The organism is Chryseobacterium sp. G0201, assembly GCF_003815655.1.
Lineage (GTDB): Bacteria > Bacteroidota > Bacteroidia > Flavobacteriales > Weeksellaceae > Chryseobacterium.
In genome coordinates, this window is the sequence record NZ_CP033917.1 from 4,676,995 (window position 1) to 4,702,006 (window position 25,012).

The following is a 25,012-nucleotide window of genomic DNA, read 5'->3' on the forward strand; positions in this document are numbered from 1 at the left end:
TAAAAATTAATAATTCTGAAATTTTCTTGTTATTGGACTTATTTACTTAATTTGTTCGGATTATCGGGATGTTCTTTTTGAAATTTTTCGGCTTCTTTCATTTCTTTTTTCAGCCATTTTTCAAAAGGACGTTTTTCAACATCATAATCCGAAGCGTAAAAATTTTTACCATCTTCTGAAACTATGAAATTAAAACGTGACGATCCTGAATTCATCTTTCCGTTATCATATGTATCAATCTGAAAATATGGAAAATTTTCTTTTGGTCTTTCAATAATCTCAAAAAATAATTTCTTCTCATTTTCGGATAACTTATTATAGTGGTTTACATAATAAATATCGGAAAGCTTTTTACTATATTTTTCGAAAAATTGAAGAATGTTCTTCTCTTTTTCATTGTATTTGAATGGATTCGGATAGTATTTTCCGTCAATTTCTACAGCATTTTCAGATTTTGAAATGGGTTGAATGATTTCACCTTTAAAATTCATCATTCCCCAATCTCCACCAACGATTGCTTTGTGCTCGTCTTCGGTTTTCTCCCAATCGCAGCCATCGCAAAAGGCGGCATATCCATAATTGAAAGGCGATACAAAATCATGTTTAGCTTCAATGACTGTGTTACCGTTTCTGTCTGCAAAACCTACTTTCCCATTTTTGACAAATCTTCTTATGCCTTCGGAGAAATAATCTGCTCCGTTGTCGTACAAGAAAGGTCTATACAGGAAATTTCCTTTTTTATCATAAACATATCCCCAAGCATTTTTCTCTTTTTGTTCATCTTTTTTAAAACCATCAAAATAGATCGTTTCTCCTTCAACCAATTCACCATTTTCAATGTTTGAGAAAATTTTGAACTGAGCAGGAACGATAATTTTACCATCTTGATTTTTTACTCCAACCAAAGAATCTTTCGATATAAAATACTTTAAAACATCCTTCTTCTGAGAAAAAGAAATCATTGGTATCAATGAAATGAATAAAAGTGCTTTTTTCATGCTCCGGTTAATATCAGCTTTTTAATTTACTTCTCTTTACTTAGATCTGCTTTTTTACGCGAATTTACAATAATATAATATTTTTTATTAACATTGTAATCTATCGAATTGTCCAGTTTCCACTTTTGATAACCTTTGTAATCAAACTGATGATCTTCAGGTGGAGTTAATAAATAGTAATACTGCTCCATTAAATATTCATCTGTGAAACCATCATTTCGAAGTTTCGTAAAGAAAGAAATCAATTTATCTACTGCAGGATTACCTTCTTTAATAGATCTGGGATTTTTTTCTGTTTTATAATCTATAAAACCATTAATCCCTGCAATCTGGAAATCCAGAAGAGTTCCGGGAATTCCCGACGCTCTTTCGTAGTTATTAATATTCTCATATATCCATTTCATTTTATTCGTAGCACTGCTCATTGTAATTCTCAATAGTACTGTATCACGAGCTGCAATGGGTGCATAGAGAATATTCGAATATCTTGTTAATGGATTTCTTTCTACAATCTTTGAGGGCATTAGTTTCTTCAAAAACTCATCTTGCTTTGCATCTAAAGCTAAAGTATCATTACCTTTTTGACTTATTTCCGAGATAAACATCCAAAACCCGGCATCATAAACTCTTACGTTAATCAGCCTATTAAGATGGCTAAAATAGGTACTGATGCCATGAAGTTTAAATTTTCCTTCTTGAAAAGCGACTGTCTTATTTACTTTTTCTCTTTCTTGAGGTGTATACTTTCTTTCGTTAAGCTCCTTATAATAATGACTCAAAAGTCTCTCTTCATCAAGAAAGGCAGGAATAATTTTAAATTTAAACAATGCATCATTGTCTTTATTTTCATATTCAGCAGCAAAAACACTGTCATTTTTGGAATTGGTAAACAAAGCTGTTCTTGAAAATTCGCCCGACTTCATTGGAGCTGTAATTCCTGAAACTATATGATTGAAATCTGTATCAGATTTGATTTTCTTATTCGGCTTTAAATCCTGAGAAAATACAATCACAGGAAATAGTATCAGAATAAAAAATGTACAAAACTTCATATCAATTCAAAAAAATATGCAGCCAAAAAGACTGCATATTGATTTATACTTTAAGGTCAGCCTCCAAACCTATCAGATCTTTGTTTGCATCTAGAATTGGTTGAACTTCATTGCTGATAAATTCTTCCGTCTGAATTGGAGCAAAACCGATAAAGTTTTTAGGATCTAAAACTTCTTTTAATTTTGATTTATCTAATTTTAAAGAATCGTCGTTTAAGATTCTTTCAATCAGATCATTTTCTTTACCTTCTTCTTTAACTTTTTTAGAAGCTTCCATTGAGTGAACTCTGATCACTTCGTGGATTTCCTGACGGTCACCACCAGCTTTTACTTCTTCCATGATGATGTATTCTGTCGCCATGAAAGGAAGTTCTTCTTCAATATGTTTGTTGATTCTGTTTGGATAAACAACGATTCCATTCATGATGTTGTTCCAGATTAATAGAATTGCATCAACAGCTAAAAATGCTTGTGGAATAGTTAATCTCTTGTTTGCAGAATCGTCCAAAGTTCTTTCAAACCATTGAGTTGAAGCTACCATTGCAGAACTTGTAGTCAAAGACATTACGTATTTTGCCAACGCTCCGATTCTTTCACTTCTCATTGGATTACGTTTGTAAGCCATTGCAGATGAACCGATTTGGTTTTTTTCGAATGGTTCTTCAACTTCTTTAAGATTTTGAAGAAGACGCAAATCGTTTGAGAATTTGTGCGCTGATTGAGCAATGTTTGACAATAAAGCCACCACTTTCGCATCAATTTTTCTGTCGTAAGTCTGTCCGGAAACTCCAAAAACTTTATCGAACCCGAATCTTTTTGAAAGTTCTTTATCTAAATGTTTAACCTTAGAATAATCACCGTTGAAAAGCTCTAGGAAACTTGCAGCGGTTCCTGTTGTTCCCTTTACTCCTCTGAAACGTAGCGTTTCTAGGAAGAAATCAAGTTCTTCGATGTCAAGAACCAAACTTTGTAACCAAAGTGTCGCTCTTTTTCCAACAGTCGTTAACTGAGCTGGCTGGAAGTGAGTGAATCCTAATGTTGGAAGGTCTTTATATTGAATAGAAAAATCCGCAAGATTTTTCATTACGTTTACTAATTTTTTCTTTAAAATTAATAGTCCGTCACGGATTTGAATTAAGTCTGTATTGTCTCCTACAAAAGCCGAAGTAGCTCCCAAATGTATAATTCCTTTTGCTGAAGGCGCCACATCACCATATGCGTGAACGTGAGCCATAACATCATGACGGAATTTTTTCTCATACTCTGCTGCTTTATCGTAATCGATGTTTTCAGCATTGGCTTTCAACTCAGCGATCTGCTCATCAGAAATTTCAAGACCCAGGTCTTTTTCGATCTCTGCAAGAGCGATCCAAAGCTGTCTCCAAGTACGGAATTTGTTGTTATGTGAGAAATTAAATAACATTTCTTCACTGGAGTAGCGCTCTTCCAATGGATTTTTGTAGGAATTCATTCTTTCTTTTACTTTTAGATGCACAAAAATACGGATTTTGGTTGAGAGAGAAAAATTGTAGAGGTGGTTTTAGGTTTTGATTAAAATTAATTGATTGTTTACTTTTATTTAAATGGGGTTAGGTTAGGTTTTATTAGTTTTTAACCACAGATTTTCACGGATTTGCACAGATCTCTTAATACAATTTCAAAGTTTTAATACTTACAAAATCTTGTAAATAAATACTGTTTACTCTACATTTGCTTTTTCGTTTTAAAATAACAATAGTATGGGAGGCTTGATGAAACTGGAGATCAAAAAAAATATTCAAAAAGAAGAAGATAGAAATCTGTCTTTTCGGGCTTTTGATTTGACTGCAGAAAATCTGAAAAGCTATTTAAAACCTCATAAAAAAGATCATTTTTTCATTATTGTTATTGAGAATGGTAATCTGCAGATTCAAATTGAGGATAAAGTGCATTCTCTGAAATCCGGGAAAATTTCCGTGGTTTTTCCGGAGCAGGTTCATTTTGTTTCTAAACCGAGTGATGATCTGAAAGGGAAAATTATTCAGTTTGAAGAGATATTGTTTTGTTCAGATATTTTGAAGAACGAATTGAGCACTTATAACGTCAATCTTTCAACCCAACTGAACTGCACCATTCTTTCCCCAGAAGATTTTGAACAAAGTTTACATGAGATTGAAATTATCAAAGGAATTTATCAAAAACCAAGTCTTATAAAAAAGGAACAGGCACGTTTTCATATTAAGATTTTCCTGTTAGGATTGATAGAATCTGTTCACGGACTTCATCCTATTTTGCATAAAGAAACTGTTGATAAACCAATTTATGTTCGGTTCAAAAAATTATTGAATCAGCATTATAAAGAGCAACGTACCGTTCAATATTACGCAGAAGAATTAGCCATTACAACGAAAAAATTAAACTCGATTACTAAAAAACATTGTGGAGAAACAGCGATTCAGGCCATTCACAATAGGATTCTTATAGAAATTAAGCGTCAGTTGATATTTTCAGACCTCAGCCATAAAGAAATTGCTTTTGATCTTGGTTTTAATTCACCATCGGCACTCAATAAGTTTGTCAAAGCCAAATTAAAGGAAACTCCAACAGAACTTCAACAAGAGTTGGCGCAAATGTATAACGGATAGTCTTATTTGTATAACATCATTGCTTCTGCCCTTTTTAATTTTGCATCATTAATTAAAGAAGAAAAAATGAGTAAATTATTTATTGCAGGAGAAGTTTTCCATGGCGCGGGAAGTCTTGACGAATTAAAAAATATCAAAGGTAAAAAAGCAGTAATTGTAACAGGCGGAAGCTCGATGAGAAAAAGCGGAACGTTGGATAAAGCGATAGCTTATCTTACGGAAGCAGGAATTGAAACCCAAGTTTTCGAAGGTGTAGAAGAAGATCCATCATCTGCAACTTGTATGAAAGGTGCTGAAGTGATTCAAAATTTTCAACCAGACTGGATCATTGGCTTAGGAGGTTGCTCTGCCATCGATGCTGCAAAAATCATGTGGGTATTTTATGAATATCCTGATGCTGATTTTGAGGCAATGATCAAACCTTTCACCGTGCCTGTTTTAAGAAATAAAGCTAAATTTATTGCAATTCCTTCTACAAGCGGAACGGGAACTGAAACTACAGGTTTAGCGGTAATTACAGATCGTGAAAAAGGCGTAAAATACCCAATTGTTTCTTACGAATTAACTCCGGATATTGCTATTATTGACGGTGAAATCTGTGCTTCAATGCCGGCTCACGTTACGGCTAATACAGGTCTTGATGTTTTAACACACTGTGTAGAAGCATATGTTTCAAATATCGATAACAATATCGCTGATGCTCTTTCTAAAGGAGGATTGGAATTGGTTTTTGATAATTTGAAAGAGGTTGTAGAAAATCCAAACAACATCAAAGCTCGTCAGAATATGCACGATGCTTCTTTTATGGGAGGATTGGCGTTTAATAACGCATGGCTAGGAATTGTTCACTCTTTGTCTCACCAGGTTGGTGCTTTGTACGGAATTCCTCACGGAGCTTCGAACGCGATTTTCTTACCGAATGTTATCCGTTTTAATGCTCAGGCGACTGAACGTTATCCGGAACTAGCAAAAGTAATCGGTAAAGAAACGACTGAAGAGTTGGCGCAGGCTATCGAAACACTTCGTTCTGAGATCAACAATCAATCAGCGATTAAAGAATTTGGAATTTCAAGAGAAGATTGGGATAAAAATCTAGATTACATCGCCAACAATGCTTTGGTTGATCCTTGTACAGGATTTAATCCAAGAGTTCCTTCATTAGATGAATTGAAAGCGATTTACAATGCTTGTTATGAAGGTGTTGTTTATGCTGAGAAAGTTGCTGTGGCAGGATAAATTTTATATTTAAATTTTAGGATAATAAAACTAACAGGTTTTCAAAGCTTGTTAGTTTTTTTTTCGGAATATTATCACTAGCCCCGATAGGAACGGCATCCTTTTTTGTTGCGGCCGGAGCGAAGAGGAGGCCGTAATAAAAAAGATACAGTGGATAGCGGGAAATTGCTCCTTAAAAAACAATAAAAGTACAATTCGACGTAGTAAAAAAACTACAAAATTAAATTTCAACATAAAAAAACAGGAAGTCAAATTGATTTCCTGTTTTTGTTTTTTATTGATAAATTACTACATCATCTTTTTTAATCTGATAACCGGTCTTTTTGTAAGGAACCAGAACATAGCTTTCTTTAATATGTTTTCCGCTTTTCCAAAGTTTGCCTTTGCCTTGTCTGTCAAGAATGATACTTTTTGCGTTTCCGTCCGGAATAAAAATTTCAGCTTTTTTCATGTTTTTACTGAAAATTACGGCAGTCATTGTAGAATAACTTTTATCTGTGCTTACTTCATTCAGTTTAATTTTCTGTTCGAAAACTCTTACACAATCATTTTTGATTTGAGAATACGTATATCCCGCTGAACCAATGCATCCGTGAGCATCTCTGTCTCCGCCAACCTTTTGTGCGAAAACTAATGAACCTAGGAACATTGCACCTAATAAAACTGTTTTTTTCATAATTTAATTTTTAATGTTTTCAATTTGGTAAAAAGTATGCCAAAATATGGTATTAGTAAATTTAAATTCTAAGATACAAAAAAACCACTCATTTTGAGTGGCTTAGAAATATTATTTTGTCCAATTAATTTTTGAATGTTTTACATCCTCAGAATTGGTTCCGATCATGATGTCGAATTCTCCGGATTCCCAATCGAATTTTAAATCTCCGTTGTAGAATTTCAAGCTTTCAGGAGTGATATCGAAAGTAATTTTCTTAGATTCTCCTTTTTTCAGCATTACTTTTTGGAAACCTTTCAATTCTTTTACAGGTCTTGTAATGCTTCCAACCATATCTCTGATGTATAACTGAACAACTTCTGCCCCGTCATAATTCCCTGAATTCGTAACCGTTACAGAAGCCTGAACTGTCTGATTTCCTTTTGGATTAGCATTAGAAACCGTTACATCAGAATAATTGAATTTTGTATAACTCAACCCGTAACCAAACGGATATAATGGTGTATTACACTCATCCATATAGTTTGAACGGAATCTTTGGTATTCACATTTATCAACTAATTTTTGATCTAATGGGCGACCCGTATTTTTAGCATTATAGTAAATTGGAACCTGTCCTAAACTTCTCGGGAAAGTCATCGGCAATTTTCCTGAAGGATTTACTTTTCCGAAAAGAACGTCAGAAATTGCATTTCCAGCTTCTGAACCTGCAAACCAAACATTAAGAATCGCATCAGGCGTATCTTTTACATTCGTCAAAGCTAACGGACGACCTGTGAAAAGTACCATTGCGATTGGTTTTCCAGTCTTTTTTAATTCATTCAATAAATCAACTTGAGACTGAGGAATCGTAATTTCAGTTCTTGAAGAAGATTCTCCACTCATTTCTGCAGATTCTCCGATTGCTAAAACGATAACGTCTGCTTTGCTCGCAACGTCAACAGCTTCTTTTAATAAAGCTTCTTTTGAACGGCTGTCTCTGTCGGTTTTTTTACCGTGAGCAGCGTAAATATCTTCTAATTTTGCATCATAATCGATATTAGCACCTTTCGCAGAAACGAATTTCACTTCTTTTCCAAAATTAGCCTGAAGACCCTGCATTAAATTAACCGCTTTGTCATGTTGAGCAGCAACACTCCAAGTTCCGGCCATGTTTAAAGAATTGTTCACCAATGGACCGATCACCGCTACCGTTCCTGATTTTTTCAAAGGAAGAACTTGATTGTCGTTTTTCATTAAAACCATTGACTGAGTTGCAGCGTTTCTTGCAATGTTACGGTTTTCCATGCTGTAAACCTCTTTTGCTGCTAATTTTGCATCTCCGTGTTTGTAAGGATTATCAAACAAACCTAGATCGTATTTTGATTCAAGAACTCTTTTTGCTGCCAAGTCGATTTCAGCCTGAGTTACTTTTCCTTCTGCTAAAGATTTTTTAAGCGTTGTTAAAAATCCTTCACCAACCATATCCATGTCGACTCCGGCTTTTAAAGCTAAAGCAGAAACCTTCTGAAGATCTCCCATTCCGTGGTCAACCATTTCGTTGATTCCGGTGTAATCTGTTACTACGAAACCTTTGAAGTTCCATTTGTTTCTTAAAACCTCAGTTTGAAGCCATCTGTTTCCTGTGGCAGGAACTCCGTCAACTTCATTGAAAGAAGCCATCACAGAAGCTACCCCAGCATCAACAGCTGCTTTGTAAGGTGGAAAATATTCGTTGAACATTCTCACGTGGCTCATATCAACCGTGTTGTAATCTCTACCCGCTTCACCAGCTCCGTAAAGCGCAAAATGTTTAACACAAGCTAAAATATTCGTTCCGTTGGCCAAGTCTTTTCCTTGGTAACCGTACACCATATTTTTAGCGATTTCACTTCCTAAATACGGATCTTCACCAGAACCTTCGGAAACTCTACCCCATCTTGGTTCACGGGAAATGTCAACCATTGGAGAGAACGTCCAGTTGATTCCGTCAGAAGCAGCTTCTTTTGCAGCAACTCTAGCTGACTGCTGAACCAAATTCATATCCCAAGAAGCCGCTAGACCTAATGGAATCGGGAAAGTAGTTTCGTAGCCGTGGATAACGTCCATTCCGAAAATCAAAGGAATTTTCAGACGGCTTTTTTCCACTGCTACTTTTTGAACTGCTTTGATTTTATCTGCTCCCTTTATGTTGAATAGTCCACCAACTAAACCTTGCTCCACTTTTTTTCCGATATCGGAACTTTGAGCCAGACCTGTAGTAAAGTCGCCTGAACTTGGTAAATTCAGCTGTCCGATTTTCTCGTCTAATGTCATTTTCGACAAAAGATTATCTATAAAAGCTTTCTTTTTAGCCTGATATTGCGCCGTCTGATAAGACTGAACGGGCTTATTTACCATTTCCTGCGCCGAAAACACAGGTGCCAGTGCTAGGGTGGCGATTACAATTAACTTTTTCATAAATCTATCTTCGTTATAAATTATAGTTCTATTTTTTTTATTTTTTGGTTGGTTAAACGCAAAGGCGCAAAGTTTTTTGATAAACTTTATGTTTTTAAGGCGCAAGGGCGTTTCACTACCTCTAATTTTCAATTTCACTAAGTAAAAATTTTAAACTTTACTTTCTAAATAATAATTATTTTTCTTTCTTTTTTGACAACATCCATTCGTACAATGCGGGATTTGAATAGGTCGAATCCCAAGAATTATGGTTGTCATTCGGGAAAATTGTTAATTCTGCGGTTGGATTTACAGGATGAAGTTTTTGGTAGAAATTTAATGCATTTTCGGGTAAAACTACGTCGTCCATTCCGCCATGAAAAATTTTCATGTTTAAATCTTTGTACTGATCGATATTGGCTTCCATTATTCTATCTGTTGGAGCGCAAACTGAAACTACGGCAGCAAACATTTCAGGATGCTCCATTGCCAGTTTCAACGTTCCCCAACCTCCCATTGAAAGTCCCGTCAAATAAATTCTGGAAGCATCAATCTTATATTTTTTCTGAATTTCTTTAATTAAATTATAAACCGTTTCGGTATCCCACCACATATTTTCAGGACATTGAGGCGCCAAAATTGCAACAGGTTCCTTGATCAGGTTTTTATACGTGAACGGACTGTGCGCTTTTACGATCTCCAGATTTGTTCCTCTTTCTCCCGAACCGTGAAGAAACACGATCAAAGGGACATTTCCTTTTACCTTTTGTGGATAGTCAAGAATGTAGGATATTTTTTCCTTTCTCTTGATTTCTTTGTTTAGTTCTCCTTTAATTTCCTGAGCGTTTAAACTTAGAGAAAATGGAAGAAGTAAAATTGGGAGGTGTTTTAGTTTTAATTTCATTTTAATATTAGGTTTTGGCTAAAGCCGTTTGATTTTATTTTTGTCAAACGGGTTAAAACCCGTTCCTATTGATGTAAAATGCTATTTTAAAAATTCAATTATTATATTCACTAGCCCCGATTGAAACGGCATCCTTTTTTGTTGCGGCCGGAGCGAAGCGGAGGCCGTAATAAAAAAGATATAGTGGAAAGCGGGATTAAGCTCCTAAAAAATACTATTTAATATTATATTTTTCAGATTTGAAACTTAATTTCTTTAATCCTTGTTGGATTTCAGGAGCGTTCATGAATAATTTCCATAAAAATCCTGTTCTGTAGTTTTCAATCATCGGAGCAATTGTTCCCTGATCGATCGCTAAATATCTTGGTGTCGTCCAATTATCATAGTTGATCGAAGTTGCATCGTAAGGCCCTGCAGAACCGATAAACTCGGGTTTTTGAGTGTATATAAACCTTAAGAAATCCATTGATTCTTTTGGTGAATACGGAAAACTGCTCAAGGCCGCGGTCGGAGTAATTACGCCTTGATCATTTTGTGGAAAATGAGCATCGTAGCCAACACTTCCGTCTTTATTTCTTGAGTAACCAGCAGTTAATCCCCAATAATTTGGTCCGTAACCTTTCCATTGTTTTGGGTTTTCAACACAGTATTTGTAGTCGATAAGTACCTGATTTTTATTTAAATCAAAATAATTTTTAATTAATTTATCTGATAAATTGGTTGGATCTAAGCCGATATAAGAATATTGCGTCCAGAATAAAGGACCGCCGTATTCTTCAGCTCCATTGTGCTTTACGTACATTGGAAGCCCGTATTTTTCTTTGTCTGAAAGGTAGGTTCCGTTTCTTGTCCAGCCTTTGTAATACGTTTCGGCATCTATTGAATAAGTTGGCGATGATGCTGCTAAAATATAAGTAATTAAGCATTCGTTATAGCCTTCTAGCGGAAAGTTCATTTCCCATTGATATTCCGGTGACCAGTGCCAATAAAGGACTTTTTCGCCTCCTTTGGTGTACCAGTTCCATTGAATACCTTTCCAAAGTTCGTCACATTTTTGGGCTAGTGCTTTTTCTTCGGCATTTCCTTTTTTGAAATATTCACGAACCATTAGAATTCCTGAAGTAAGGAATGCTGTTTCTACCAGATCTCCACCATTATCTTTCTTCCCGAAAGGTACAGTTTTTCCTGTTTCACCATTGATCCAGTGCGACCAAGCGCCTTTATGACGGTCTGCTTTTGCTAAGAAATCCATCATCGTTGTCAGTCTTTTTACCGCTTCTTTTCTTGGAACAAAGCCTCTTTCAACTCCGACCAAAATAGTTGCTAATCCAAATCCTGATCCACCTGTAGTAACTACATGTTTATCATTATCCGGATAGATATTGTCTTCGTGATAGCGCTCTCTTCCCAACATAGAATTCGGCTCTGCATAATCCCAGAAATATTTTAAAGCATCCGACTGAACTTTGTCCATGAGCTGCTCATCTGTGATATTGCTTTTTACGACCGATTTTTGAGTAGATTCTTGTTTTAAATTTTGGGAGTTTTTGCATGAAACTGCAAATAATGATACTACAGCAATTGATAGTGTTATCCCTTTCATAATTCATTTATTTTTAAAATCATCCCTAAAAGAAGAGGAGAACTTTCATTCTCCTCTAAAGTTTATTATTGTTTTTTAGTAGCCGGGGTTTTGCGTTAAAATACCTTTACTATCTGTAATTGCTCTTAAAGGTATTGGAAATAACTCATTTTTACCGGTCTGAAATCCTAATGGACCAAGGAAAGTAGCAGCTTGACCTGTTCTTACTAAATCTGGAAATCTATCATTTTCCATTGCCAATTCAACCCTTCTCTCTTGCCAAATTGCAGTTCTAAGAGTGGACTGACTAGTTGCAGTTGTATTCGCAAGCTGAGCTCTGTTTCTTACTAAGTTGATATCTGTAATCGCAACCGCAGTATTTCCTAACTCGTTTGCTGCCTCGGCATTGATTAAAAGAATGTCTGCAAATCTCAAGATTCTTATGTTTTGGATTGATCCATATCCGCACGCATTATTGTTAAGTGATGAAGGAACGTAAGTTTTATAATTCCAAGTATTGCCTGCTTGCGGGTCTCCTTTTTTGATAAGATCACCTTCAGGTGTAGTTTGACCTTCTCTAAGAATGGTAAATTGTTTTCTGATATCACCAGGTTCAAATGCGTTCTCTAATGCTTGAGTTGGCGTAAAGAAACCCCATCCGTACTGATTTCTCACCCCCTGAACTTCTGCATACTGACTCCCACCAAATTCTGGAGAACAACCACAATTAACTTCGAAAACTGACTCAGTTCCAAATTCACCTGCCGGTCTAAATAAGTGATTAAAACTAGGATCTAAAGAATATCCCATTCCTTTTACTTGAGTTGAAACGTCATAGGCTTTTTGGTAGTCTTTCATATAAAGATAAACTTTTGAGAGTAATCCCAGAGCAGCACCTTTTGTAACTCTTCCTTCCTGACCTGCAGGATATGTTTGCGGTAAAATTGCAGATGCTTCAGTTAAATCCTTTACAATAAATGCATATACCTCTGCAGCAGTATTTCTTGGTTTATTAATATAATCAGCTTGTATTCCATCAAAAATAGGAACGCCACCATATATTCTTACCAAATTAAAATAGAAATAAGCTCTCAACATTTTAGCTTCTGCAACCAATCTGGTTTTAAGAGCTGTATCCATATCAATGTTCGGAACATTGGTAATAACCTGGTTTGTTCTTTGAACGGCTTGCCATTGACCAGTCCAGTATCCATTAACTCCGTCATCACTCGTTGTAAAAGAAAAATTATCATACGCATTGATAAAAGATGCATCACCAGGATTTGATCCTTTTTCAACATCATCACCCGTTACTCCATAAACAAATTGTGCAGGAAAACCAGAGTTTTCCCAACTTCTTAGGAAGCTGTATATAGCATTCGTTGCTTTCATAGCATCAGCTTCTGTTTTAAAGAAGTCCTCTGCTACTACTACTCCTTCCGGCTTGATATCAACAAAATCATCATTACAGCTAACAAATAATGAAAGTATTGAGATTGTTAAAAATATTTTTTTCATGACTTTTTAATTAAAATGTTAAATTCATACCCATTGTATAAATAGCAGAAATTGGATAAATATTATTATCAATACCCATTTGTACTCTATCAGAATTCATAATTTCAGGAGAGAATCCGTTATACTTGAAAATTGTTAATGGGTTTTGTGCACTTAGATATATTCTCAGTTTTTTAACTGATAAAGATTGAGCTAATGATGAAGGCAAATTATATCCTACCTGAATATTTCTGATTCTAAAATAGCTACCATCTTCTACATAAAAGCTACTTGGTAAAATAACAGATTGGTTGGAGGTAATCATAGAATTGGTATTGGAAGTACCCGCACCCGTCCATCTGTTATTATACATATCAAGATCCCAACTTTCATTACCATAACGTTGCTCACGGTTATAATTATAAATTTTATTACCAAAAACCCCTTGGAAATCAATTCCAAAATCAACTGAATGAACCGTCAAGTTTATTCCAAATCCATAAGTTCCTTTAGGAATGGGGCTACCTAAGAAAGTTTTATCTCTGGTATCAATTACTCCATTTCCATCAAGATCCGAAAACTTGAACCATCCTGCCTTTGCTCCGTTCTGCCCGGAAGCAGCTGCTTCAGCATCAGTTTGGAACACGCCTGCAACTTCGTATCCATAGTAAGAACCAACAGCTTGACCGGCTTGTAATCTTACAATTGAATTACCAAATAAACTAGCTCCCGTTTCTAAGAATGAATCTTGATAAACGTTTGTGATCTCATTTTTAAGAGTTGTGAAGTTACCATAAACTCCAAGTTTAATACCTTCACTAAGATTGGCATTATAATTTACAGATACCTCAAAACCTTTATTTCTAAAAGAGTAAGCATTAGTGGTAAAATCATATGGATTACTAGCTCCGGAAATCGTGGCTTGATTAATTGCATAAACTATATCTTTTGATTCTTTGTTATAATAAGTTCCCTCAACTTTTAATTTATTATTTAAAAATGCCATCTCAACACCAAAATCTGAACCCGTTGTTGTTTCCCAACCAATTGACGGATCAATCACTCTGTCAACCGTTCCTGCTGGATATCCAGTGTTACCATAATATACACCTCCACCAATATTAGTTACAATCGGAGAAAAATCTCTTTTAACTCTCGGGTTACCTAATTTACCCCAGCTTGCTCTCAATTTCAACAAATCAAAAACATTCTGTTCACTCATAAAACCTTCTTTTGAAACTACCCAACCAACACTTACAGCAGGAAAAGTTTTATATCTGTCTGTTGATATTTGCGAACTTGCATCTCTACGTACAGAGGCATTTAAAAGATACTTACCGGCATAGTCATAATTGATTCTTCCAAAGAAAGATTCAATTCTTTGTTGATCTTGTGTAGCTGCTGGTCTACCATCAGTAACTGCAGCAGCGGTATCATGATAATTAAAAATATCAGTACCATTACCAATATTTAGAGAACCATTGGTGCCGTCATAATTTACATTTTTAGCAGTCCATACATCTTCTGATCTGGAATCTCTAATTCTGGAAAAACCAGCTAGCAATTCCAAATTATGATTCCCAAAATCTTTTTTCCAATTAATAGTGTTATCCCAAACATAATTTCTATATCTGTTATCTCTAGTTATTAGTGTTGATTGTTTTTGGCTACTAACAGGAACATAAAGTAATGTTGGTGTATATTCATACTGGCTCGGGCTATAATTATCGGTGGTATAACTACTTCTAAAAGTAAAGTCTTTCAAAAATTTAATTTCTGCCCAAACATTATTAAGCAATCTTTCCTGTCTTACTTGAGAACGATAAAGATCAAGCTTTGCCCTTGGATTAGGAACATTTATTAATGTAATATACTGATAATTTCCAGTAGCAGGATTCATTACGTCATAAACAGGTGGTGCATTACGCGCATCCAATAAAGGATTTTGTGCTACATCAGTACGGGTTTTGGAGAATGAAAAATTATTTCCAATTGTGATATTATCTGTAATCTTATAACTAAGATTTAACTTAGTATTAAACCTATTAAAACCACTTCCAGAGTTAATTCCTTGACCGGCTGCTAAATTCCCTTCATCCTGAAGATACCCAACGCTACCATAATAATTAAGTTTACCTAGACTTCCTGAAGCAGAAAAATCATTAGAATTGATAATGCTTGTACGCAAAATCTCTTTGAACCAATCTGCATTACCAGGATATTGTGCTTTCGTTATAAAATCAGAAGGTTGAGGATTCAGCACATCATTACGCACTTTTTCATTGTATAGCTCTATATACTGATCTCCACTTACCATTTTAGGAACATTCGTAACCGTTTTAATTCCCAAATAAGAATTAACATTGAAAACCGGCTTCCCTTTCCCTGTTTTAGTTTTAATAATTACAGCACCATTTGCAGCTTTAGCACCAAAAATTGCCAAACTTGAAGGATCTTTCAAAACACTCATCGATTCGATATCCTGAGGATTAAGGAAAGAAATATCTTCCGTTAACATTCCATCAACAATAAAAACTGTGTTACCAGACAAAGATCCAACCCCTCTAATATCTACCCGAGGAGATCCACCTGGTGTACCAGATGTCACAATATTTACCCCAGCCAATTTTCCTTGTACTGAGTTTAGTGGATTTGCATTCGGTTTATCTGCTAAATCTTTAGCGGTAACTAAACCAATACTTCCTGTAATGTTTTCTTTTTTCTGAGAACCATACCCAATCATCACTACCTCCTCGATCTTCTGTTCTTTCAGAGTATCTTTAGGCGTAGTCTGCGCATTGACATTCATACCAAAGTATAGAACAGCAATGAGACATGAATACTTTAAATCACTTTGTTTCATATAGTTTCAATTTATTTGTACAATCAAAATTTTATAAAAAGATTTGTTGTCTTTTTATCATCTTTATTTAAGTCGTTTCGTATTTCTCAAAAAAAGACATTAGCCAAAATTATAAAAATATATGTTACATAGTTAATATTTCTTAAAAATTCTGAAAATTAACAACAAATCAATATTAAAAATAAGTAATATTAGATTTCAATAAAATTTCATTAAATATATATTGATATTAAGAAAAAAAATGCAATCGATTTACCAATAGCTTATCATAAAAAACGCCCCAATTTATGCTGTAGAATTTAAAATTTTGTTAAACAAAGAATACTAGCTAAATTTGGCTCAGAATTTGAGAATATTAGAGATTAATAAAAAATAAATGAAAAAATATATCATCGCAGCTGCTTTAATCATTGGTACAGGTGCAGTTATCAATACTACCATGCAGTCTTGCACTACTTTAGCGACTACAGACTTGGGACTATCAATCATTAAAAAATTTCTTTTAAACGGAATTGATAAAGGCGTAAATGTTTACAGCAACAAACAGGCATTCCTTCAAAATAATATGGTGGATAAAGCCTTGCCAAAACAATTGAGAGAGATCAATTCTATGCTGGAAAAAATTTCACCTTCTTTAGTTCAAAAAGAGAGAGAATATATTGCTGATGCTGCTGTTTATACAGTGAATATCTCAAAACCGATTTTGGTAAATGCCGTAAATACCTTAAATGCACAGGATGTAACGAGAATTATTCAGGGTGAAAAAGGTACAGCTACTCTGATTTTGAAAGAGAAAACCTCTCAACAACTGGTTGCGGCAATCACTCCGAAAGTTGAGGAACAATTGAATCAGTATGGCATTGTGAAGAGCATCAACACCGCCTTATCGGGAAGCCATTTGTTGGGAAGTCTTCTTGGAGGAAGCAAAACTACCGTAAATTCAGGAGGTTTAAGCCAACTGGCATCCGAACAGCTTGTAGACGGAATATTCAATATCATTGAAGATTATGAGATTCAAAACTCTAAGTCACTTCTTGGACCTCTTGGAAAATAGAAAAAATTTCGCTATATTTATATATAAAATTAAAATTTGCAGATGGATATATTACAAGGAAATCAACACGCAAACCCTGAGGAGTTTTACAACTCTCTAAAGGAAAAACTGGAAGATCATCATGATTTTCCGGAAGATTATTTATTTAAATTCATAATTCCAACTGATCAGTCAAAACTTACTGAAATTTACAGAGTTTTTGATGGTATTAAATTTACACTAGGAAACCGCGAAAGTAAAAATGGAAAATATACAGCCTGCAATATCAACGCATTTGTTTTAGATGCTAATCAGGTTGTTAAAATTTATAAAGAAGTCGCAAAAATAGAAGGAGTTATTCTTCTGTAAAAGTAAAAAAGTCAGCGTAATGCTGACTTTTTGTTTATATTTTTAATGCTGATTTTAAAATTACTTTTCAATAAAAAACTTTACGTTGTCAATCGGTCTTCCCAACATCGCAACAGAGCCTTTTATTAAAATTGGTCTTTGTATCAAAGAAGGATTTTCAGATAAAATTTTCACCCACTCTTCTTCAGAATAATTCTTATTCGCAAAATTATCCATATACAACTTTTCAGTCTTGCGGATAATATGAAAAACGCTTTGGTTAAGCTTTTTCAAGACTGTTTTAATTTCCAAAATGCTTAGTGGATCTTCTGTCATATTGATGATCTCAAAAGGCACTCCATTCTCATCTAAATACTCTAAAACAGCATTTGATTTTGAACAGTTTCCATTATGTAAAACCTTAACTAACATTTTAATTATATTTAAAAATTAAACTTGATCTTATCAAATATAGTAAGAAATCAAGTTACACGAGTCTTAATTAATGGTAAATTATTGTTAAAACAATCCGTTCAGTTCTGCTTCGATCTTTTCCAAGATAAATCCGAAATCTTCCGGTTTTTCCACAAAATCCAAATCATCAACTTCAATGATCAAAAGCTTTCCTTCTGTATAATTGGAGATCCATTTCTCATATTTTTGATTCAGCTTTGAAAGATATTCAATGCTGATTGACGCTTCATATTCCCGTCCTCTTTTGTAGATCTTTTTCACCAGATTCGGAACATCAGATTTTAAATAGATCAACAGATCCGGCGCAGAAACAAAGGCTTTCATCAAATTAAAAACAGAAATATAATTATTGAAATCTCTGTCTGAAAGAAGCTTCATATCATTTAAGTTTTCTGCGAAAATATGAGCATCTTCATAAATCGTACGATCCTGAATAATGTTTTTCCCACTTTCCCTGATCTCCTTTACCTGACGGAATCTGCTTCCCAAAAAATAAATCTGCAGCGCAAAACTCCACTTGCTCATATCTGCGTAAAAATCCTCCAGATAAGGATTATGATCTACATCCTCAAATTGCGCATCCCATCCGTAATGCTTTGAAAGCAAGGTCGTTAATGTAGTTTTTCCTGCTCCAATATTCCCTGTAACTGCAATATGCATATTTTCCCTTAATGTTTTACTGTTTAATTGCTTTTATAACTAAATACCAAACTTCTGAATTTCGGAAATCTCATCGATCAGTTTTTCTAAATTATTTCCTGCAGGCTGTTCTGAAGACTTTTCTTCACTTTTTTCCACAGGCTGTTCCGTTGATTTTTTCTCAGGTTCAGGTTCTGTCTGTAACTTAGTTTCTTTACTTTTTTCGAGGTTGTAAAGATAAAGGTTGTTGGCTTTGATTTCAAAAAAAGAAAGGGTATTTTTATCCACAATTTGTGCATCGGGATCTTCAAAAATTTTCACCATTTCTTTTTCAGGAATGTATTTTAAAATCGAATTATTGGTTATTACTAAAATAAATTCGTTTTCTCTTCTGAAACGCTTTCCGTTTTCAATGGGTGCTTCAAAGAGCTTTTCAAATTTAAAAGTGTAGATCCTAATTTGCTTTTTAGTTAAAATGTAAATCTTATTTTCAAACACCATTAAGTCCATCAAGTCATCAAAACTTGCATCAAAAGGATAAGAATTAATCGTTGTTTCATTTCTGAAATTATATTGAATTAATCGCTTCATGCTGTCATCCAACAACCACAACTGCTGCAGATCTTCTGCGTAAGCCATTCTTATAAATCCGAATTTCTGTTTAAAATCTACTTTCTGAATTTCATTAAGATTTTGATCTACAAATTTCATTTCCTGAGCGTTTTCAGAAAAGAAAGCAATACTCAACGGATTCTGAACATTCTGAACTTTAAACGGAACCGTAAACATCAGTTTTCCAAGCTGTTTCCCCAAAGAATCGTACTTTGTAAAACTGAAATCTTTGTTTTTGTAGATGTATAAATTTCCATAATCATCGGCCAGCATATCTTTCGCCTCCTTCAACATTAGTGTATCAAAAGGGATAGATTTCTGTGCAGATAAGGAACAGAAAAGAAAGATAAATAGTAATTTTAATAATTTCAAAAGTTATTTTTTCTAATATAAGATTTTGTGAACATCAGCAATTTACATACTTTATTGTATTCAAATTGAAAATTGTTGTTTATTTAATCGCAACTTCATAAATTTTAGACCATTTTTTACCTGTTATCAGCATATTATCACCTTTAAAAGCGATACCGTTTAAAACATTCTCACTGTCATTTTTTGTATTTTCTTCAGTGATTTTTGTAAAGTCAAATTTCCCGACCGTTTCTCCGGTTACAGGATTTATTTTTAAAATAATCGGTTTATGCCAAACATTAGCGTAAATAAATCCATTGTGATATTCCAGTTCATTGATCTGATTATAAATATCCTTATGTCCACCCACCGCAACGGTTTTCACCACTTTTGAAGGATTATTGACATCTAAAAAATAAAGATTGTTTGATCCATCATCTGCGATAAGATTTTTTCCGTCATACGTCAGTCCCCAACCTTCCCCAAACTCATTAGGCAAAGGAAATTCTGAGATTTTCTTTAATGTATTTTTGTCGTAAATAAACCCTATTTTATTCTGATATGTCAACTGATAAATTTTATCACCAACGATTGCACAACCTTCTGAAAAGATATCGGCAGGCTGTTTTTCTGTTATGATCGGAGTTGTAGTTCCCAACGTATATTTTATCAATTGAGAAGCCTTTGAAAGCCCATCACTTTCGTAAACAGTATTGCCTTCGATAAGAAATCCTTCAACAAAATTATTGGGATCGTGAGGATATTCTTTTACAATTTCATAGGAAATATTTTGCTCTGGAGTTTTTGTAAATACATTAATTGTAGCATCCTGATTCAATGTTTCACCACCTTTTGTTTTGATATTAAAAGTGACTTCATTATCTCCAAATGTAAAAAATTTGGGATCGATTGTTAAATCAGATGTTTCTTTGTCTCCAAAGCTGATGCTAATACTTTCAGCATTATCCGTAATATCTTTTGGAAGTTGTAGTTTATCACCAAAATGATATCCTTTAGTTTCCATTGAGTTGTTATAATCACTCAAACTTCCCAATATTTCCTTGTCTTTACTACAAGAAATTAATGACAAAACCGCGGCAAAACCTATTATTATATTTTTTTTCACTGATGCTTTAAATATATTCCAAAAATAGCAAATTTATTCCTTTAATCTGTGCTTTGACTAAAGTCATTCAACTAATACCAAATAAAAAAACGGGCTTTAGCCCGTTTCTTCTGATCTGTTTTGATCAAATTTTATTTTTTTAAATTACTTTACAGCAACTTCATAAATTTTTGGCCAGTTTTTACCTGTTACCAGCATATTTTCACCTTTGAAAGCAATTCCGTTCAATACATCGTCGCTTCCTTTGGTATTTTGTTTTGCAATATCTGTGAAATCAAATGTTCCGACAACTTCTCCGTTTGCAGGATTAATTTTTAGAATAATTGGTTTCTGCCAAACGTTTGCATAAATAAATCCGTTGTGAAATTCTAGTTCATTCAACTGATCATAAGCCTGAGAACTTCCTGCAACAGCAATATATTTAACCAATTTTGAAGGATCTTTCGGATCTAAGAAATACAATAATTTACTTCCGTCTGATGCGATAAGATTTGTCCCGTCATACGTCAATCCCCAGCCTTCTCCCAATACGTTCGGGTACGCAAAACTTGATAATAATTTTAATGAATTTTTATCATACACATAACCTTTTTTGCTCTGCCAAGTTAATTGATAAACTTTATCACCTACAATGGTACTTCCTTCAGAAAAATCTTCCGGAGCCTGTTTTGTCGAAGCAAGAGGAGTTGTTGTTCCCAACGTATATTTCAGGATCTGTGAAGAACCGTTTTGTCCGTCACTTTCATAGATTGTATTTCCTTCAACCTGAAAACCCTGTACAAAGTTTTTAGGATCATGAGGATATTCTGCTATGATTTGATAGGCTATTTTTTTCTCAGGGCTTTTTGCAAAAACGTTGATCGTTGCATCCTGATTCAGCGTTTCACCGCCTTTTGTTTTGATATTAAAAGTTACTGCATTATCTCCTAAAGTAAAGAATTTAGGGTCGATTGTCAGGTTAGAAGTTTCTTTATCTCCAAAGCTGATCGTAACGCTTTCCGCATTTTCTGCAACATCTTTCGGAAGCTCAAGTTTATCACCAAAATGATAGCCCTTGCTTTCCATAGAATTGTTATAATCATTTAAAGAGTCAAGAATTTTTTTGTCATTATTACCACAAGACGCTAATAACAAAATGGCTGCAAAACCTGCAATTATATTTTTTTTCATTGAATTTCTAAATATTTCCCCAAAAATAGCAAATTTTATTCCGCTTTACTAATAATTGTGACATTCCTAAAAAGGATTTTGCCATTCTGAAAAACCTTTACAGCTTAATTTTAAGATTAACCTAGATTCTTCCAAAATGGCAAAAAAATATATTTAATTAAGTTTTAAAGCTTTTATTTCTCCAAATATTGTCTTAAACTCTGTCCTATGATTCCTTTCCAGCCTTCTGTGAAACTTTCTCTTGAAAAATTTTCGCCTAAATCACTAAAAGCATCAATATTTTCATGAATTAATGTAATGATCGTTTCTTTATCATCAGGCTGAATTTCCCAAGTCACAACACTTATTCCATTCGAAAATTCAGGATAAGACCAGGAATGTTTTATCTTCTGATGAGGAATAATTTCTACAATTTCGCATTGATGATGATATCTTTTCTCATCACCGGGTTCGTAAAAATTAAACTGTTTTCCTACTTCTAATTCAAAATCCGGAATATCGAAATACCAGCTTTTCATTTCATTTTTATCGGTCAACGCTTTCCAGGCTTTTTCAAGCGGGGCATTTATTTTAAACTGAACGGTGATTGGTGTATTCATATTATTTTAAATTTTCGTTAATGGGCAAATCCTGTGATTTTGGCTTCATCAAAATCAAGCTGCATCTCGATAGTTCTCATCACATGATCGTCAAATATTTTCTCACGTTTCATACGGTGAAGCTCGTTTCTCTGCGCCTGAATTACCTGTCGGAGAACGTCTTTATTTTCATTCATCGCTGTGACATAATCTCCTGTGCTAGCCATGCACTGTGCTTTGTCTGCCATCATCATCATTTCATTTTCGAGTTTATGTTTTTGGTGGCGTACCATACTGTTTTTTTCTGCCAATTCTGAAAAATCATCCAATTTCTGTAAAGCCGTTTCCTTTAATTTTCTCATTAAAATAACTTCCTGTTTTTCTTCAGGTAGCTCGCTTCCGGCATCACTTACTTTTAATAATTTTAAAATCGGCGACAACAATAACCCTTGTCCGACCAACGTAATTAATATAATAACGAAAGTTACGAACAAAATGATATTCCGATGCGGAAAAGCTTCTCCATTTGGTAAAAATGCCGGGATAGAAAGTGCTGCCGCTAATGAAACGACACCTCTCATTGCCGCAAAACTTATGATGAAAGGCTCCTTCCAATCAGGTTTAGGAACTTTTAACCTTAATTCTTTCGAACAAAGCCTTGGAAAATACATTAAGGTATAACTGTAAATAACTCTTGTTAAAACGATCGCTCCGCCAATCACTACACTGTAAAAAATACCTTCTGAAATGGTATAATCTTTCATTGCGGCTACAACAATTGGTAATTCAAGCCCGATAAGAATGAAAATGATCGTATTCATTAAGAAAATAAGGACACTCCAAACATTTCCGGATTGAATTCTTGAAGTATGACTTAAATAACAATGCGAATTATAAGACATCAACAAACCACCTGCAACCACCGCCAATACTCCTGAAAAATGGAAATGTTCCGCTCCGACATACATGATGTAAGGGACAATAAGCGTAATCACCGTATCAATATTAGAATTTGACGGAATAAGTCTTAAAAATGCTCCAAATAAAAATCCCACAGCCACACCGATAGCAATACCGCCGACCGCCATTGTGAAGAAATCCTGTACAGCCTCTCTGAAAACAAACTGCCCTGAAATCACGGCAGCTAATGCAAATTTAAATACAATTAAACTTGATGCATCGTTGATTAGACTTTCTCCTTCCAAAATACTTGTGATCTTTTTAGGAATTTTCACATGCTTTAAAACAGAAGTTGCAGCCACAGCATCAGGCGGTGAATTTACTCCTCCCAACAAGAATCCCATCGCAACCGTAAGCCCCGGAATTATCGATGAAGAAAGGTAAGCAACCACGATCGAGGTAAGAAAAACCAGCCCGAACGCCATAGAAAATATTTGTTTTCTCCATTTATGAAAATCCTGCCATGACGTAAACCACGCAGCCTCAAATAAAATCGGAGGCAGGAAAATCAAGAAAACCAAATCGGGCTCTATTTCAATATGTGGCATTCCCGGAATCAGGCTTATCAACAAACCAGCAATCACCAAAAAAATAGGATAAGCAACCTTTAGTTTTTGCCCGATCATTACCAATATCATCACAGATAGTAGGACTGCGATGGATATGATGACGTAAGTGTGAATCATTTACTTTTGTTTTTTAGTGTTATGTTTTTTGGTTAATCGCAATAAAATATTTTAAACTTATCCAATATTTTTGTCATTCCGGAGGAATCTAGACATTGATTAATTTAAAAAAAGAAGTTGAGATTCCTACGGAATGACAAAGATTGTGTTAATTTACTTTACGATTAACCTTTTAATATTTTAAAGTACAATATTATTCTTCGGAACAATTGCTGCCGGAAGATCTGCTTCATCCAGCATATCTCTCATATCGATCTCGATCGTACGGCTAATTTGTGTGATCGGAACATCATTTGGACTTCCTTCAAAAGGATTGACAGAAGCCTCTCCTACGCTATCCAAGGTATGAAAACACCAAGTTACCAATAGCGAAAACGGAATATTGAACCATACCGTAAAGCCTTCCACAACAGTTCCATCGCCCAGTTTATCAAACTCTTTTAATAATCCAAAAGGTACAAAAACAATGAATAATAGTAACAAATAAGTCGTAATTGAAGAAAAATTTCTTGGATATGGAAAGTTTTTAATTCTTTCCGCTTTTCCCTGATTATCTGTAAATTTTACTAATTGCTGATTGATCTGCGTCCATTGAAAATCATTTATTTCTCCTTTTGAATATACTTCAGATAATTCCTTACTCTGACTTGCCATCAATTGAGTTGCTCTGTTTTTTTTGCTTAAAATATATTGAAGTTCAGTTTCCGAAAGATAGTTTTTCAACTCATCGTCCAATTTAGAAAGTCTTTCCGGAATGTCATATTTTTTTGAATATTCATCATACTGTGCCGTATTCATATTTTCCCAAGCTCTTGATTCACGAAGCTGAAAACGAAGCGCAGTAAGCCATGCATAATGACGGAGAAACATTTCTTTTACCTTCTTCGGATCCTTTCCCGAAAGAGCATCTCTCAGAATATATCCAAAACTTCGGCTGTCATTAATGATCGCTCCATAAATCTGTCTTGCTTCCCAAAGTCGGCTGTAACTCGCATTATTTTTAAAACCTACAATGAAAGCAACGGCCGTTCCCATGATCGCGATCGGCTGCCACGGAACATACAGAAATTTCCATCCGAAGAAATATAATACGGTCGGAATTGCAGCTAAAATAGCTAAACCATAAATACTTCTTCTTGTCCAGATTATAAATTCAATCGCTCCAAATTTTTTCCCTGAATGCAT

Annotated in this window: 21 protein-coding genes; 4 read left to right on the plus strand and 17 right to left on the minus strand. The window is 34.6% G+C overall.

Going from position 1 to position 25,012, the window contains the following annotated elements; translation table 11 throughout:
- Window positions 1-38: 38 nt before the first annotated feature.
- From EG348_RS21005 to purB, 3 genes are read right to left on the minus strand one after another with little or no spacing between them, the layout of a single operon-like run.
- Window positions 39-998, minus strand: coding sequence for a WG repeat-containing protein (locus EG348_RS21005; RefSeq protein ID WP_123984877.1), 960 nt, complete (start codon window positions 996-998; stop codon window positions 39-41).
- A gap of 26 nt (window positions 999-1,024) precedes the next feature.
- Window positions 1,025-2,050 (minus strand): hypothetical protein, encoded by a 1,026-nt coding sequence (locus EG348_RS21010; protein WP_123984878.1) that lies wholly within the window; start codon window positions 2,048-2,050, stop codon window positions 1,025-1,027.
- 43 nt (window positions 2,051-2,093) lie between these two features.
- Entirely contained in the window at window positions 2,094-3,521 is a 1,428-nt protein-coding gene (gene purB, locus EG348_RS21015) for an adenylosuccinate lyase (RefSeq protein WP_123984879.1), read from the minus strand.
- 268 nt (window positions 3,522-3,789) lie between these two features.
- Here purB and EG348_RS21020 point away from each other — a divergent pair, with 268 nt between their 5' ends.
- Together EG348_RS21020 and EG348_RS21025 are read left to right on the plus strand one after the other, a co-directional pair.
- Window positions 3,790-4,674: an AraC family transcriptional regulator gene (locus tag EG348_RS21020; RefSeq protein ID WP_123984880.1), complete on the plus strand. Its 885-nt coding sequence runs from the start codon at window positions 3,790-3,792 to the stop codon at window positions 4,672-4,674.
- Between the two features lie 66 nt (window positions 4,675-4,740).
- A complete protein-coding gene (locus EG348_RS21025; RefSeq protein WP_123984881.1) occupies window positions 4,741-5,910 on the plus strand; it encodes an iron-containing alcohol dehydrogenase in 1,170 nt (389 codons plus the stop codon).
- A 274-nt stretch (window positions 5,911-6,184) separates the two neighbouring features.
- On the opposite strand, the gene EG348_RS21030 is transcribed toward EG348_RS21025, so the two are convergent.
- The 6 genes from EG348_RS21030 to EG348_RS21055 all read right to left on the minus strand — a co-directional run bounded on the left by EG348_RS21030 (window position 6,185) and on the right by EG348_RS21055 (window position 15,850).
- The gene (locus tag EG348_RS21030; protein ID WP_123984882.1) at window positions 6,185-6,586 is read right to left on the minus strand and encodes a hypothetical protein; all 402 of its coding nucleotides are present in this window, start codon (window positions 6,584-6,586) and stop codon (window positions 6,185-6,187) included.
- A gap of 111 nt (window positions 6,587-6,697) precedes the next feature.
- Window positions 6,698-9,025 carry a beta-glucosidase BglX gene (gene bglX / locus EG348_RS21035; protein ID WP_123984883.1) on the minus strand — a complete coding sequence of 776 codons (2,328 nt, stop codon included), beginning with the start codon at window positions 9,023-9,025 and terminating at the stop codon, window positions 6,698-6,700.
- A 175-nt stretch (window positions 9,026-9,200) separates the two neighbouring features.
- Entirely contained in the window at window positions 9,201-9,908 is a 708-nt protein-coding gene (locus tag EG348_RS21040) for a prolyl oligopeptidase family serine peptidase (RefSeq protein ID WP_123984884.1), read from the minus strand.
- 214 nt (window positions 9,909-10,122) lie between these two features.
- A complete protein-coding gene (locus EG348_RS21045; protein ID WP_123984885.1) occupies window positions 10,123-11,511 on the minus strand; it encodes a glucoamylase family protein in 1,389 nt (462 codons plus the stop codon).
- A gap of 75 nt (window positions 11,512-11,586) precedes the next feature.
- On the minus strand, window positions 11,587-13,008 hold the full coding sequence (locus EG348_RS21050) for a RagB/SusD family nutrient uptake outer membrane protein (protein WP_123984886.1): 1,422 nt from the start codon (window positions 13,006-13,008) through the stop codon (window positions 11,587-11,589).
- 10 nt (window positions 13,009-13,018) lie between these two features.
- Window positions 13,019-15,850, minus strand: coding sequence for a SusC/RagA family TonB-linked outer membrane protein (locus tag EG348_RS21055; protein WP_123984887.1), 2,832 nt, complete (start codon window positions 15,848-15,850; stop codon window positions 13,019-13,021).
- A 376-nt stretch (window positions 15,851-16,226) separates the two neighbouring features.
- Here EG348_RS21055 and EG348_RS21060 point away from each other — a divergent pair, with 376 nt between their 5' ends.
- Window positions 16,227-16,904: a DUF4197 family protein gene (locus EG348_RS21060; RefSeq protein WP_123984888.1), complete on the plus strand. Its 678-nt coding sequence runs from the start codon at window positions 16,227-16,229 to the stop codon at window positions 16,902-16,904.
- A 42-nt stretch (window positions 16,905-16,946) separates the two neighbouring features.
- Complete coding sequence (locus EG348_RS21065) at window positions 16,947-17,252, plus strand: DUF493 family protein (protein ID WP_123984889.1); 306 nt, start codon at window positions 16,947-16,949, stop codon at window positions 17,250-17,252.
- 60 nt (window positions 17,253-17,312) lie between these two features.
- Here EG348_RS21065 and EG348_RS21070 read toward each other — a convergent pair whose 3' ends face one another.
- From EG348_RS21070 to EG348_RS21105, 8 genes are all read right to left on the minus strand, one after another.
- Window positions 17,313-17,663 carry an ArsC/Spx/MgsR family protein gene (locus EG348_RS21070; RefSeq protein ID WP_123984890.1) on the minus strand — a complete coding sequence of 117 codons (351 nt, stop codon included), beginning with the start codon at window positions 17,661-17,663 and terminating at the stop codon, window positions 17,313-17,315.
- A gap of 87 nt (window positions 17,664-17,750) precedes the next feature.
- Complete coding sequence (locus EG348_RS21075; protein ID WP_066757234.1) at window positions 17,751-18,365, minus strand: deoxynucleoside kinase; 615 nt, start codon at window positions 18,363-18,365, stop codon at window positions 17,751-17,753.
- A 39-nt stretch (window positions 18,366-18,404) separates the two neighbouring features.
- On the minus strand, window positions 18,405-19,328 hold the full coding sequence (locus EG348_RS21080; RefSeq protein ID WP_123984891.1) for a hypothetical protein: 924 nt from the start codon (window positions 19,326-19,328) through the stop codon (window positions 18,405-18,407).
- A 79-nt stretch (window positions 19,329-19,407) separates the two neighbouring features.
- Window positions 19,408-20,433, minus strand: coding sequence for a glutaminyl-peptide cyclotransferase (locus EG348_RS21085; protein WP_123984892.1), 1,026 nt, complete (start codon window positions 20,431-20,433; stop codon window positions 19,408-19,410).
- A 144-nt stretch (window positions 20,434-20,577) separates the two neighbouring features.
- Window positions 20,578-21,603, minus strand: coding sequence for a glutaminyl-peptide cyclotransferase (locus tag EG348_RS21090; protein WP_123984893.1), 1,026 nt, complete (start codon window positions 21,601-21,603; stop codon window positions 20,578-20,580).
- A gap of 173 nt (window positions 21,604-21,776) precedes the next feature.
- The gene (locus tag EG348_RS21095; protein WP_123984894.1) at window positions 21,777-22,202 is read right to left on the minus strand and encodes an SRPBCC family protein; all 426 of its coding nucleotides are present in this window, start codon (window positions 22,200-22,202) and stop codon (window positions 21,777-21,779) included.
- Between the two features lie 17 nt (window positions 22,203-22,219).
- Complete coding sequence (locus EG348_RS21100) at window positions 22,220-23,827, minus strand: Na+/H+ antiporter (RefSeq protein WP_123984895.1); 1,608 nt, start codon at window positions 23,825-23,827, stop codon at window positions 22,220-22,222.
- A gap of 180 nt (window positions 23,828-24,007) precedes the next feature.
- Window positions 24,008-25,012: a bestrophin family protein gene (locus tag EG348_RS21105; RefSeq protein ID WP_123984896.1), complete on the minus strand. Its 1,005-nt coding sequence runs from the start codon at window positions 25,010-25,012 to the stop codon at window positions 24,008-24,010.

What these genes read in the sequence shown, in the direction of transcription:
- EG348_RS21105 (WP_123984896.1), bottom strand. Translation starts at nt 25,012, where the DNA reads ATGCATTCAGGGAAAAAATTTGGAGCGATTGAATTTATAATCTGGACA.
- EG348_RS21090 (WP_123984893.1), bottom strand. Translation starts at nt 21,603, where the DNA reads ATGAAAAAAAATATAATTGCAGGTTTTGCAGCCATTTTGTTATTAGCG.
- EG348_RS21020 (WP_123984880.1), top strand. Translation starts at nt 3,790, where the DNA reads ATGGGAGGCTTGATGAAACTGGAGATCAAAAAAAATATTCAAAAAGAA.
- EG348_RS21010 (WP_123984878.1), bottom strand. Translation starts at nt 2,050, where the DNA reads ATGAAGTTTTGTACATTTTTTATTCTGATACTATTTCCTGTGATTGTA.
- EG348_RS21100 (WP_123984895.1), bottom strand. Translation starts at nt 23,827, where the DNA reads ATGATTCACACTTACGTCATCATATCCATCGCAGTCCTACTATCTGTG.
- EG348_RS21050 (WP_123984886.1), bottom strand. Translation starts at nt 13,008, where the DNA reads ATGAAAAAAATATTTTTAACAATCTCAATACTTTCATTATTTGTTAGC.
- EG348_RS21040 (WP_123984884.1), bottom strand. Translation starts at nt 9,908, where the DNA reads ATGAAATTAAAACTAAAACACCTCCCAATTTTACTTCTTCCATTTTCT.
- EG348_RS21005 (WP_123984877.1), bottom strand. Translation starts at nt 998, where the DNA reads ATGAAAAAAGCACTTTTATTCATTTCATTGATACCAATGATTTCTTTT.
- EG348_RS21070 (WP_123984890.1), bottom strand. Translation starts at nt 17,663, where the DNA reads ATGTTAGTTAAGGTTTTACATAATGGAAACTGTTCAAAATCAAATGCT.
- EG348_RS21030 (WP_123984882.1), bottom strand. Translation starts at nt 6,586, where the DNA reads ATGAAAAAAACAGTTTTATTAGGTGCAATGTTCCTAGGTTCATTAGTT.
- EG348_RS21075 (WP_066757234.1), bottom strand. Translation starts at nt 18,365, where the DNA reads ATGCATATTGCAGTTACAGGGAATATTGGAGCAGGAAAAACTACATTA.
- EG348_RS21025 (WP_123984881.1), top strand. Translation starts at nt 4,741, where the DNA reads ATGAGTAAATTATTTATTGCAGGAGAAGTTTTCCATGGCGCGGGAAGT.
- EG348_RS21045 (WP_123984885.1), bottom strand. Translation starts at nt 11,511, where the DNA reads ATGAAAGGGATAACACTATCAATTGCTGTAGTATCATTATTTGCAGTT.
- purB (WP_123984879.1), bottom strand. Translation starts at nt 3,521, where the DNA reads ATGAATTCCTACAAAAATCCATTGGAAGAGCGCTACTCCAGTGAAGAA.
- EG348_RS21095 (WP_123984894.1), bottom strand. Translation starts at nt 22,202, where the DNA reads ATGAATACACCAATCACCGTTCAGTTTAAAATAAATGCCCCGCTTGAA.
- EG348_RS21065 (WP_123984889.1), top strand. Translation starts at nt 16,947, where the DNA reads ATGGATATATTACAAGGAAATCAACACGCAAACCCTGAGGAGTTTTAC.
- EG348_RS21060 (WP_123984888.1), top strand. Translation starts at nt 16,227, where the DNA reads ATGAAAAAATATATCATCGCAGCTGCTTTAATCATTGGTACAGGTGCA.
- EG348_RS21055 (WP_123984887.1), bottom strand. Translation starts at nt 15,850, where the DNA reads ATGAAACAAAGTGATTTAAAGTATTCATGTCTCATTGCTGTTCTATAC.
- bglX (WP_123984883.1), bottom strand. Translation starts at nt 9,025, where the DNA reads ATGAAAAAGTTAATTGTAATCGCCACCCTAGCACTGGCACCTGTGTTT.